The organism is Sporosarcina sp. NCCP-2222 (assembly GCF_023168145.1).
In the GTDB taxonomy this organism is placed as follows: domain Bacteria; phylum Bacillota; class Bacilli; order Bacillales_A; family Planococcaceae; genus Sporosarcina.
Window position 1 is genome coordinate 199,228 of sequence record NZ_BQYK01000006.1, and the last position, 10,654, is coordinate 209,881.

Sequence of the window (10,654 nt, forward strand, 5' to 3'; positions counted from 1 at the left end):
GAAAGTGTTGCAGCCCGTTTTCAAGTTCGTACGGCTTCCAGTCTTTCACGTTAGCAATCAAATCCGTCTCGACTGTTTCACACATGTATCCCCTCTTCGTAAACCACGCTATACTACCTGTATCCTCAGCCGGAACTCCTGGGAAGTAATGACGCATATCCCGACCTAGCCGAATGTCTGTTATCCCTTGTTTGCGAAATTCTTCTTCCGCGCACTCTAAGAGTTGCTTGCCGATTCCTCTGTTTCTGGCATTCTCGTTTACCAGCAAACATTGAATCCAGCCCATCTTTTGCGTTGCCATTTCGTTATGTCCCTCTGGACGTTTTGCTACGATGAATCCGAGCAAATTTGCCCCATCAACGATGGCCAATGATGCTTCTCGCATGATGCTCTTGTCATCGATCGTATTTTGCTTCCACAATTCATTTGTCATCGGAAAGCGTTCTCCAATTGAACGATTCCATAACGAGATGATTCTGTCGGGTTTGACTTCGTCGATATACAACATGTTCACGGCAGCCCCTTTCTGTTCAGCTCGCTTGTTAACGTTGACACAAATTCATTTTCCGGTTTTATTTGCATCACGGACAGCCCTGCCAGCACCGCCCCAACTGCTGGAGGTACTTGCGTAGATTGCAAGGTCACCGAAGGCAAGCACTGGCCAGCAAATTGGATCATCGTGTTTCTGCATAGATCAGAACCCGTAAAAACACCGCCAGACAAAATAATAGTCGTTGCATGCTCCTCATCAAATAATTGCTGCCTGCAAGCCACTATGCTCTCTATCATCTTTTCGCATGCCGCCTCAATAATTGTCTGCGCAATTCCATCCCCTGCTGTCGCCTCTTCCACAACATACCGGGACAGTGGCGCAATGACAGAGCGGGGATGCTCCTCGCCATAAATGGAGCTAATCACATCAGGGACGGAGGCAGCCGAAAAATGATGAAGCACTCGATCGCTGAGCGATGTGGACGGACCTCTTTCGTCATGCGCTTTAAAAATATGGCGCAACGCTTCATTCCCTAAATAAAAACCACTGCCTTCGTCATCGAAAAGATAGCCCCAACCTCCTGAACGCGCCGTCTCTCCGCGATCATTAATGCCAAACGTAATGGCTCCTGTGCCGGCAATCTGGACAATCCCCGCTTTCCCGAGCGTTCCGGAATAGAGTGCATTAAAAGCGTCATTTCGGACTGTGATAGATGCGCCATCCGGGAGCAAATCACGTAGCAAGTGGGCAACCTCTTCATCTTTACCGCTTTCCCCAACACCCGCCAGTCCAGCGAAACAGCAGCTCACTTGTTCAAATACGACCGGATTTTGTAATGAGAGGGTTTGCAGCAAGTCGGCCATGACTGCTGCAAACTCCTTCCGATTCATCGTATTTGGATTGCTTCTGCCCGTCTTGGCGTACATATGCACGCGGCCAAATTCGTCTGAGACAATGCCGGTCGTTTGCGTGCCGCCTCCATCAATCCCTATTACATACATATTCGTTACCGCCTTTTATCTCAGTATCTAGTTTCCAATTCAATTCCTTGATAAAAATGTTTTAGAATGACCGTGAAATTATAGCCGGCTTCAGCCATTCCAACTGCACCAACTTGAGACATGCCGACGCCATGGCCCCAGCCGCCTCCTTCCACTTTAAAGCCAGACACTTCATTCGTAGCCGGATCAAGGACCGGTTCAACGATGAACAAAGTGCTCAATAATACAGCGGGCTTGCCATTTGCATCAATATATTGCAGTGCCCAGCGGATGCGGTCCTTGTACTCGTAAAATGTTCCATTCTCCGTAACGAACTCGATTACCGCTGCACGGCCGGAACTGGAACGCTCAGTGATATTAATCTCCTGCACTTCTCCGACATCCGTGCTGAAATAACTGCTTAGCACGCTGCTGATTTCCTCAGCTGTCCACTCAAAGTTCCAGCGATAATACTTGGACCAGCCAGCTTCAAAGTCCCCTTTTTTCACTTCTCTAAGTGACTCAGAGTTGCCCGTCTTTTTGTATACGTCCAGTGCAGGGACATACTTTAACGAATTTCCTTTTTGCGCAACATGTGTCGCGCGCAAATAAGGGGTCGCTTCGGAATTCCATACGTCCTCATTATTTGCCGTAAAGCCACCGCTTGTGGAATGGAAAACTGCTGTAATCAACTTGCCTTCATACGTCGCCACAATTCCTTTTGTGCCGTCGACAGCTTCAGTGGATATCGGATGTTCAGCGCTATATCCTCCGTATACTTGATCAGATGTTGTCGGCAACAAGTCGTATCCGTCCGCACTCCGTTTCCCCATATTCGATAAGGCATACGTACGGGCAGCAACCGCCTGTGCCTTTTGTGCTTCCACTTCCTTGTACGGAACCGGCGGCAATTCTCTCGGCACCACTCCATACAAATAGTGTTCAATATTCACTTCATTAATGCCTGCCAGTGTGCCCGCGCTATTGAATCCAACTTCTGCAATTCCTCGATACGGGATGCCGTTAATCAAGACAATGCCGGAATCGGCTTGCATTTGAACAGGATGGCTTGTGTTTTTTTCTTCCGCACCCATCTTTGCTGATAGCTGTCGCTCCCCATCAGCAGTCGTTACGATCTTCCAAAAAGCATCAGAGGCAGCCAGCCCCTTTGCCACAACTTCATCCTTAAAAGCAGTTCTTACGCTGAATGAGGCATCTGTCGGAAACTCGCCTAAGTACAATCGGTATCCACCATTGTAATCCTCTACATACGTCGGATAACTTTCAGCATGAGCCCGTGCAAGCCAATCGTCCAAGTAGGCCTGGCTTGTCGTGAAAGCGACTTGCAAACGGTAATAACTCTGAATTTGGGCTGCTGAACCTAACATAACGGTCACTTCTTCCCCATTTCCGCTAAATAGGATTTCCCCTGTCTCTTTGTCCAGTACATTAAACGGACCATCCGCCTTCAGCTTGATGGACTCTGCCGCTGGAACGACGCCGATACGGATCACTGGCTCCGTTTCCTGAGCAAAAGATGTGGTGGAATACCCATAGAGCAAGAAAGCGCTTACAAGTAGACATGCAAAAACAACCTGTTTCCATATTCTCAACCTGTTCATCCTCCCTATTCTTGAAATTGTTACTATGTTTAGAGATTCGACTTCAGATTGAAATTCCCTTTCAATTTATTAAAATACTTCCGAAAATATTTATCATCAACTTTGAGCGACAAAAGAAAACTTGCTTCCTTTTCTCTTATTAAGCCTGATAAAACAAGTGCACTAGAGCGCAAAGTTCCTAGAAAATAAAAAAACAGCTGCCGGATTTCATTGTCCAGTCAGCCGTTCGTTTTCTCTTTTCAGCACTTCCGCCCGCAACTCGCCGCTTGTCTTTTTGCGTCTGTTCACTTTTAACTGATGCTGTTGAAGTAAAGCTTGAATATCTAGATTAGGTAACATTCTATCCCTCCATTTTGCTTCCTCCCTCTATCCTATGTTGTGAAAATAGAAAGGATACACCTTCTAAATATGTTCTTCTAATCTAAATATATCCACAAGTCTAAATAGAGCGTGATACCATTTACATAAAATATCCGTAATGATTTGTAATGTATTTGTAATGTTTATGCCGCTATCCTGTAAACTCCACATTGTAAGATGGAGAACGTAATCAGCTCACGTATATAAAAAAAAGCGAAAATCCATATCGAGCAGTGGTAGATAGGGGAAATACATGAAGAAAGTTGCTTTGTCTGTACTTTTAGCAGGTTCATTGGCATTTGGCCTAGCGGCAAATGACGCTGAAGCAAGCACTCATAAAGTGAAACAAGGAGAATCCTTATGGACTATCTCACAATCGACCAATGTATCTGTAGCAAATCTAAAAAAATGGAATAACTTGAAATCAGATCAAATTAAACCGAATCAAGTACTCGTTACTTCTAAAAAATCAACTAGCGCATCCGCAGGAAAGACTGGCACCTACAAAACAAAACATAACGTCAATATCCGTTCGGGAGCCGGTACAAATCACAAGATTGTTACACTCGCCAAAAAAGGCACTTCCGTAAAAGTCATTGGAGAAAAAAAGGTCGGCAAGGAAGTATGGTACAAGGTAAGTGTCAACGGTAAAAACGGTTGGGCACTCAGCACACTGTTGACAAAAGGAACAGTTTCTAAGCAATCCAGCTCCAATGTGGCTTTTGCCGATAAAGTCATCGACCAGGCAATGTCACTTCGTGGTATTCCATACCGTTTCGGCGGCACAACCGTCAACGGGTTCGATTGCAGTGGCTTTGTCCAATATGCCTTTAAGAAATCCGGCAAATTGGTTCCTCGCGACACACTTGGCCAATTCGCGGCTTCTAAAAAAGTAGCGTCACCTAAACCAGGGGATCTAGTATTTTTCCAAAATACATATCGTAAAGGCATTTCACATGTCGGTATCTATCTCGGGAACAATAAATTCATTCATGCGGGCGGCAAGAAATCTCAAGTGACCAGCTTAAGCGACCGCTATTGGAAATCTAAGTTTCACAGCTTTAAAAGACTTTAAAAAAACGTCGATGCGTAAATGCATCGACGTTTTCCTATTTTATCGCCCAATAGCAGCATATCCTCCCTGCACGAGCTGAAATCCACTATAATCCGGACGGGCATATCGCCAATGATGCAAAAAGACGGTCGTGCGCAAGCGGCCAATCTTGATTAATTCGTCCTTTTGTTCATCATCCAGATCAAACTGGGTGGCACTATAATGATCCACCGGTATAAAAATTATGTCCTTCTCATGCTTCCTCGAAATATATTGATCATCATGAGCATTTTTCATCGTGGAAAACAGAGCTTCAAACAGATTCAGTGCATTATCAATCCGGTTACGGGACAGTTCATCTTTCCGGTGGCTCAGTTTCATTCCAACGACCGGCCGTTCTCGGTTCCCCTCTTTGTCATCAAATAACCAGAGAGGGAAATTGCTTAACACGCCGCCGTCCACGACAATCGTATCGCCTGTCGGCACCTTCAACCGAACCGGTTCAAAGAAAAAAGGAATGCCGCAGCTCATCCGGAGTGCCTTGGCGACAGAAAAAGTTTCAGGCTCGATGCCATAATGAACAAGGTCATCAGGCAAGACGATTATTTTTCCGTTCGTCAAATCAGAGGCGACCAATTTCAGCGAACCCTCGGGTATATCTGAAAAAGTATAGATTCCTTTTAACGACAGTTTTTCAAAAAACCATTTCTCCAGTTCCTTCCCTTGATACAACCCCATGCGCCAATACAAATTAATCCATTTCATGAAAGGAATCGGCAAGATCGCTTTTCTCGGATCCAGCAGTATCTGCAAATCCTCTTCATGCAGCATCGTCTCTATTTCTCGTCCTGTATAGCCAGCTGCAATGAAGGAAGCGATAATTGCACCGGCACTTGTGCCTGCAAGACGTTTGAAGCGGTACCCCTTCTCTTCCAGCACCTGATATGCACCAACAAGGGCAAATCCTTTCAATCCCCCGCCAGCAAATACCCCGTCAATCTCCAAGTCATCCCTCCTATTGGTATAGGATAAGTTGAAAACTTGCGAAGTAGAACAGGATTCCTTATTTCAAATATCTTCTTGCTCCCGCGTAGTTTGTTTTATAAGTGCCTGTATTAATGGACACAATCTCCACTTTCTTTGATGAATTTGGAGCATGGATCATTTTTCCATCACCGACATACATGCCAACATGATAGACAGACCCTTTTCCTTTGTCACGTGCAAAGAAAATCAGGTCTCCCGGCTTTAGATCGGCCCGTTTGACTGCCGTGCCTTCCTTTGCTTGATCCGAAGAGTCGCGGGGAATCAAAATTCCATGATTTTTATAAATTGAATAGGTCAGCCCTGAGCAGTCAAACCCGTATGCAGAAACACCCGCCCATAAATAAGGCAGGCCGATATAGCGCTTTGCCGCATTTATAATATCCTGCCCTGTTGGATTTGGAACAGCATTATAATTTTCAAAGATCTTCACGTCAGTCTTACGAATATACTTCAGTCCATCCCCTGGCGTCATGACAGTAACCCAATCTCCATTATCCTCTACAATCGGAAAAATCGTCGTGTAACTGACTTCCAAAAACGCATATTTCGGTGACAGTTTCGGCTGATCATACAGGGGCGCAAGCTTCGCATCCACAATAGCGATCGAACAGTTGGAATCATACGAGTCCACAGACGTCACGTGACTTTTAGAAACCCATCCTTCGTAGCCTGATGGTTTCCCTGGCTTCTTTTGGTCCTTTATGGCAATATAAATCCAATCCCCTTTTGTTTTCAAGACAGTAACTTCATCGCCGTACAATGCCTGTGTATCCAGCCGGCCAATCAGTCCGTTCTTCTCAGCTACCGTCAAGCTCTTAGTCCACTTCGCCATCTGAGGCATCGGGACAACCGTGGCCGCATCGACGGATCGGGACTTGGAAGGGTGGCGCCACACGTTCGCAACTGGAACGCTGATCGCATATCGCTTTTCAACCTTTGCCACGTCCTTGTCTTGCAATTCAGATCCACATCGAACATTCTGCTGGAACGGTTTTGCTGCGGCAGGATGAGTGATAAGCGATAGACAAAAGATGGATAATAACAATGCTAAAAGATTCCTAGACATCTAGCCTACTCCTTTCTACTCAATTACTTTTATAGTACTAGCCAGATAAGAAAAAGCATAGAAAAAAAGACGAAACGATATCCATACCGTTCCGTCTTTCTGAATTATTGATTGAGTCTTTGAATTTCTCGATAAATGCCGGAAGGAAGATCATCGGTATTGACGGACGACAAATATCCCTCAGCTTTCATCTTCCTCACAAACTTTTTCAGTTCGATTCTCATTTTAACGATTTCCATGTCCCTGTACTCAACATAAAACTCTGTACCGCTCCGCTCTAGTGCCATCCAATCACGCTCCTTTTCCGTTTGAATATATATAGTACTTTCTTCTCTCTCAGTGTCCCCGAAAATTGTGTCTATTATGCCTTGTAAAAAGAATATCATGAATGGTCCCCAAGTTGGAGATGAACAGATTGGGACATTTTTTTCAGAAACCGTCGATTTTTAGGCCTTTTTAAAATAAATTTCCCAACATTTCATGATATGATTATAGATACTTATATACTATGATAGATAAAGAGAGGGATCAGGGATGAGGATAGGACATGTGATTCGGGCCGAGCGCGTCCGGCAAGAAATGAAGCAAGTCGTTCTGGCCAAAGGGATCTGTACGCCTTCCTACTTATCAAAAATCGAACGGAACCTGATTGAACCCAGCGAAGAAGTAGTCGAATTGCTCATGGAACGCCTTGGCATGGATCCAGGTAAATTCACACAGCCCGCCCAAGATAAAACCGAGCAGGAATTTTTAAAAATGCTCAAAGACAGCTACCGGAATGTCATCACCAAGCGTGACAAAGACTACACACGCCAGCAGCTAGACATGCTCCTTCAGGAAAACCCGATTTTTGAAGATCAATCGATTTATTATACTTATTTGCTTATTGTTTTGCGGTTTCGGTTGATATTGGGGGAGGATTTGGAAGGATGCAGGAGAGAGATTTATGCTTTGGAAAACATATTTCCACAATTTAATGAATATCAACAACATCTTTTTACATTAGTTAAAGCTTTATACTACTACTCTATAGGTAATCTTAGAAAAGCAATTAATTACTTCCAAGATGCTGCAAAAATTATGGAAAGCCTCATTTTAGATGAGTGGGAGAAGAATGAATTTTATTACATGATTGGTGTCGCATACACTGCAGATATTCGTATATTTTATTCGTTCGAATATGTAAAAAAAGCCCTAGAATATTTCAGAGAAAATCTTTACATGAAAAGAGTTTTAGATTGTTATATCCTGCTGGGAATTACCTACAAAAAGACAGACCAATATGATGAAGCTTTAGAAGCTTATCATAAGGCCAGTCAGATATGTGAAGAATTTCATTTTGATAATGAAAAAGGTTTGATTTACCACAATTTAGGTTCACTTAATTCAGTTATGGGAAATAGTAAGGATGCCATCTACTTCTATGAAAAGAGCTTAGAATATAAAATTGGAATTGCAAATCCTTTGATAACAGTATATTGTCTAGTTATAGAGTTCTATAAAAGCTCTAATAAGGATCTTGTAGAAAAGTGGACAAAAGAGGGTTTACAACTCTATGAAACACTGTCCGACGAGAAGCTTAAACCTTATTATTATCACTTATCCTTTCACCATTCTTTAAATAAGAAGGAAGGGTTAGATATTGAACTCGCCAAAGAAACCATTGAGTATTTTAAAAGCATAGACGATTACAAAAACATCCAAAAATATTGTATTGCACTAGCAGAATGGTTTTATAGCAACCGAAAATATAAATTATCATCGATTTACTTCAGAGAAGCAAATCGTTATGGTCATTATAAAAAAATTGATAACTGGGAGGATTTAAATTGAAAAAAGTTTTAGCTGTTGTATGTTTGTTGGCAATTGTTTCGGTGTTTTCCTTTACTAATGGTAAAGCTTATGCGGAAATAGACCAACTGCCTAAGATCATGAAAACAATGAGCTACTCTGCACCAACACAATTACAATAACTCCCCCAAGAAGCTCCCCATCCGGGAGCTTCTTTTTTTAATTCTTTCGCCTATTACAAGCGTATTACATTTTCCCATTTTCAAGTGGTTTGCGTTTTTCGTAGATTTGAGCGGGTATGTACAGAGTAGCACTACGAAGCACAACACAACTTGAAGGAGGAATCTGATAATGGATGATAAACGATTTATTGGAGTGTATCATAGCGAGTCAGCATTACTTGACAAGGTTGAAGAGTTGAAGGCGCAAGGAATTGCAGATGATAATATTTATGTAGTAGCTAAGAATGATACGGATCTTTCGATGCTGCGGTCTCGCACATCGGCAGATATTCAAACGACAGATAATGAGTCGTGGCTTGATAAGTTCATGGACTTTCTTTCTGGCAAGGATCATGTCAACGGCATGCTTCACCATCTCGGTCTGAATGACGCTGATGCAGAACGTTACTATCAAGATATTGAGAACGGCGGCTTGTTGCTCTATGTGGATCAGGGTGAGGCATCAGTTTACTACGAGGAAAATGAAGCGACATTCGGAATGACTGATCTTGGACGCGATCAAAATTTAGGTGCGAATGCTGTGAATGCCTATCAAAATATGGAGATGCGCAATGAATATCAAGATAGCTTGCCTCCGAACGAGCAGTATGTCAACGATGGCCAGTATGGCCGTGTTGGCGGAGAAGCCGTTTTGGACCGCACTCCTTTAGATACGGATAACAATTACCAAACAGCTGGTTACGGCCGTGAAGAAGAGCGGATGAAGCTGCGGGAAGAACGGCTTCAGGTTGACAAGCGCACGGAGGAAGCCGGCGAGGTGTCGTTAGAGAAAGATGTTGTGAGTGAAGAACAATCTATTGATGTCCCTGTCATGCGTGAAGAAGTGTACGTGGAACGCCGTCCTGTCATGGATGGAGACGTTACGGATACTGATTTCACTATGTCCCAAGAGGATGAGTCAATCCGTATTCCTATTACGGAAGAACGACTCGAAGTGACAAAGAAACCGATTGTCACGGAAGAGATTGTCGTCGGCAAGCGTCAAGTGGAAGATGTGGAAACCGTCAGCGATACTGTGAAACGGGAAGAAGCGCATCTTGAACAACAAGGCGATGTGGACATCACAGGCAATTATTATGACAAGCGGAAGAACAATGACTTGTTAGATTAATAATGTAAGTGGGAGTTCTTTCGTTTACTGAAAGGGCAGACTGCAGACTAGACCTGACGAATTCAGGTTTGTCTGCAGTCTTTTTCTTTTGATTACTAACAATTTTCTCTTTGATACTCTTTTTAACAAACCGCCACTAGTATTCATCTACTTTTCCTGTACTTTCCAAGGAGAATGAACCACTATTACACACCTTGTTACTCCTAATTAACTAGATCACCCCCCTCTCTCTACGGACTTCATCACACAATTCTCGTTCCTTTTCGACAAATTCTATATATTTTCCACATTCACAAATATGCCATATTTACCTTGACGTTTGTATTTTCGCACTTTACGATGGAATGAAACTATTCTCATAATCTACTATGAGTATTACAAATTGGAAAGGAATGGTTTGGTGACTGATTTAACAACGTTCACAAAGAAATATTTAGAAGACAATGAATCTTATTTTTCAACGGTGAGTGAATTCATATTTCGACATCCTGAGACACGATTCGAGGAATATGAGTCTGCCCGGTATCTCGCTGAACAATGTGAACAGCAAGGATTTTCAGTAGAACGCAATGTCGCCGGAATTGAAACCGCTTTCGTAGCATCGCATGGATCCGGTGAACCAGTGATTGCATTTCTTGGAGAATTTGATGCGCTGTCTGGATTAAGCCAGGAACCGAATCTCGCTTCTCCAAAGCCTGTAGACGGACCGAATGTCGGCCACGGCTGTGGACATAACTTGCTCGGCACTGGTGCATTTGCGGCAGCCTGCGCTGCGAAAGCCTATTTGGAAGCCAACAACTTGCCAGGTACCGTAAAATTTTTCGGTTGTCCTGGAGAAGAAGGCGGCTCTGGAAAGACATTCATGGTGCGCGATGGCGCTTTTCAGGG

12 protein-coding genes are annotated in these 10,654 nt (G+C 43.5%); 5 read left to right on the forward strand and 7 right to left on the reverse strand.

What is annotated here, in order from left to right; translation table 11 throughout:
- The 4 genes from NCCP2222_RS14305 to NCCP2222_RS20755 all read right to left on the reverse strand — a co-directional run.
- On the reverse strand, positions 1 to 508 hold a 508-nt coding region (locus tag NCCP2222_RS14305; protein ID WP_248513077.1), incomplete at its 3' end, for a GNAT family N-acetyltransferase.
- A gap of 2 nt (positions 509 to 510) precedes the next feature.
- Positions 511 to 1,494: an N-acetylglucosamine kinase gene (locus NCCP2222_RS14310; RefSeq protein WP_248513022.1), complete on the reverse strand. Its 984-nt coding sequence runs from the start codon at positions 1,492 to 1,494 to the stop codon at positions 511 to 513.
- A gap of 20 nt (positions 1,495 to 1,514) precedes the next feature.
- Complete coding sequence (locus NCCP2222_RS14315) at positions 1,515 to 3,086, reverse strand: SpoIID/LytB domain-containing protein (RefSeq protein WP_248513023.1); 1,572 nt, start codon at positions 3,084 to 3,086, stop codon at positions 1,515 to 1,517.
- Between the two features lie 216 nt (positions 3,087 to 3,302).
- Positions 3,303 to 3,434: a hypothetical protein gene (locus NCCP2222_RS20755; RefSeq protein WP_282570708.1), complete on the reverse strand. Its 132-nt coding sequence runs from the start codon at positions 3,432 to 3,434 to the stop codon at positions 3,303 to 3,305.
- A gap of 274 nt (positions 3,435 to 3,708) precedes the next feature.
- Here NCCP2222_RS20755 and NCCP2222_RS14320 point away from each other — a divergent pair, with 274 nt between their 5' ends.
- Positions 3,709 to 4,530 (forward strand): C40 family peptidase, encoded by an 822-nt coding sequence (locus NCCP2222_RS14320; RefSeq protein WP_248513024.1) that lies wholly within the window; start codon positions 3,709 to 3,711, stop codon positions 4,528 to 4,530.
- A 39-nt stretch (positions 4,531 to 4,569) separates the two neighbouring features.
- Here the strand turns inward: NCCP2222_RS14320 and NCCP2222_RS14325 are convergent, their stop codons facing one another.
- The 3 genes from NCCP2222_RS14325 to NCCP2222_RS14335 all read right to left on the reverse strand — a co-directional run bounded on the left by NCCP2222_RS14325 (position 4,570) and on the right by NCCP2222_RS14335 (position 7,008).
- Positions 4,570 to 5,514: a patatin-like phospholipase family protein gene (locus NCCP2222_RS14325; RefSeq protein ID WP_248513025.1), complete on the reverse strand. Its 945-nt coding sequence runs from the start codon at positions 5,512 to 5,514 to the stop codon at positions 4,570 to 4,572.
- 58 nt (positions 5,515 to 5,572) lie between these two features.
- Positions 5,573 to 6,622, reverse strand: coding sequence for a C40 family peptidase (locus NCCP2222_RS14330; protein ID WP_248513026.1), 1,050 nt, complete (start codon positions 6,620 to 6,622; stop codon positions 5,573 to 5,575).
- A 104-nt stretch (positions 6,623 to 6,726) separates the two neighbouring features.
- A complete protein-coding gene (locus NCCP2222_RS14335) occupies positions 6,727 to 7,008 on the reverse strand; it encodes a hypothetical protein (RefSeq protein WP_248513027.1) in 282 nt (93 codons plus the stop codon).
- Positions 7,009 to 7,156: 148 nt separating this feature from the next.
- Here NCCP2222_RS14335 and NCCP2222_RS14340 point away from each other — a divergent pair, with 148 nt between their 5' ends.
- The 4 genes from NCCP2222_RS14340 to NCCP2222_RS14355 all read left to right on the forward strand — a co-directional run.
- Complete coding sequence (locus NCCP2222_RS14340; protein WP_248513028.1) at positions 7,157 to 8,455, forward strand: tetratricopeptide repeat protein; 1,299 nt, start codon at positions 7,157 to 7,159, stop codon at positions 8,453 to 8,455.
- Positions 8,452 to 8,595 carry a hypothetical protein gene (locus NCCP2222_RS14345; protein WP_248513029.1) on the forward strand — a complete coding sequence of 48 codons (144 nt, stop codon included), beginning with the start codon at positions 8,452 to 8,454 and terminating at the stop codon, positions 8,593 to 8,595. Before NCCP2222_RS14340 ends, NCCP2222_RS14345 begins: the two co-directional genes overlap by 4 nt.
- A gap of 169 nt (positions 8,596 to 8,764) precedes the next feature.
- Positions 8,765 to 9,766 (forward strand): YsnF/AvaK domain-containing protein, encoded by a 1,002-nt coding sequence (locus tag NCCP2222_RS14350; protein ID WP_248513030.1) that lies wholly within the window; start codon positions 8,765 to 8,767, stop codon positions 9,764 to 9,766.
- A 400-nt stretch (positions 9,767 to 10,166) separates the two neighbouring features.
- Positions 10,167 to 10,654, forward strand: a 488-nt coding sequence (locus NCCP2222_RS14355) for a M20/M25/M40 family metallo-hydrolase (protein WP_248513078.1), incomplete at its 3' end; no start/stop codon positions are given.

Bases quoted from the DNA above. Each gene is read 5' to 3' on its own strand.
- NCCP2222_RS14335 (WP_248513027.1), bottom strand. From the start codon at position 7,008: ATGATATTCTTTTTACAAGGCATAATAGACACAATTTTCGGGGACACT.
- NCCP2222_RS14330 (WP_248513026.1), bottom strand. From the start codon at position 6,622: ATGTCTAGGAATCTTTTAGCATTGTTATTATCCATCTTTTGTCTATCG.
- NCCP2222_RS14350 (WP_248513030.1), top strand. From the start codon at position 8,765: ATGGATGATAAACGATTTATTGGAGTGTATCATAGCGAGTCAGCATTA.
- NCCP2222_RS20755 (WP_282570708.1), bottom strand. From the start codon at position 3,434: ATGTTACCTAATCTAGATATTCAAGCTTTACTTCAACAGCATCAGTTA.
- NCCP2222_RS14310 (WP_248513022.1), bottom strand. From the start codon at position 1,494: ATGTATGTAATAGGGATTGATGGAGGCGGCACGCAAACGACCGGCATT.
- NCCP2222_RS14340 (WP_248513028.1), top strand. From the start codon at position 7,157: ATGAGGATAGGACATGTGATTCGGGCCGAGCGCGTCCGGCAAGAAATG.
- NCCP2222_RS14320 (WP_248513024.1), top strand. From the start codon at position 3,709: ATGAAGAAAGTTGCTTTGTCTGTACTTTTAGCAGGTTCATTGGCATTT.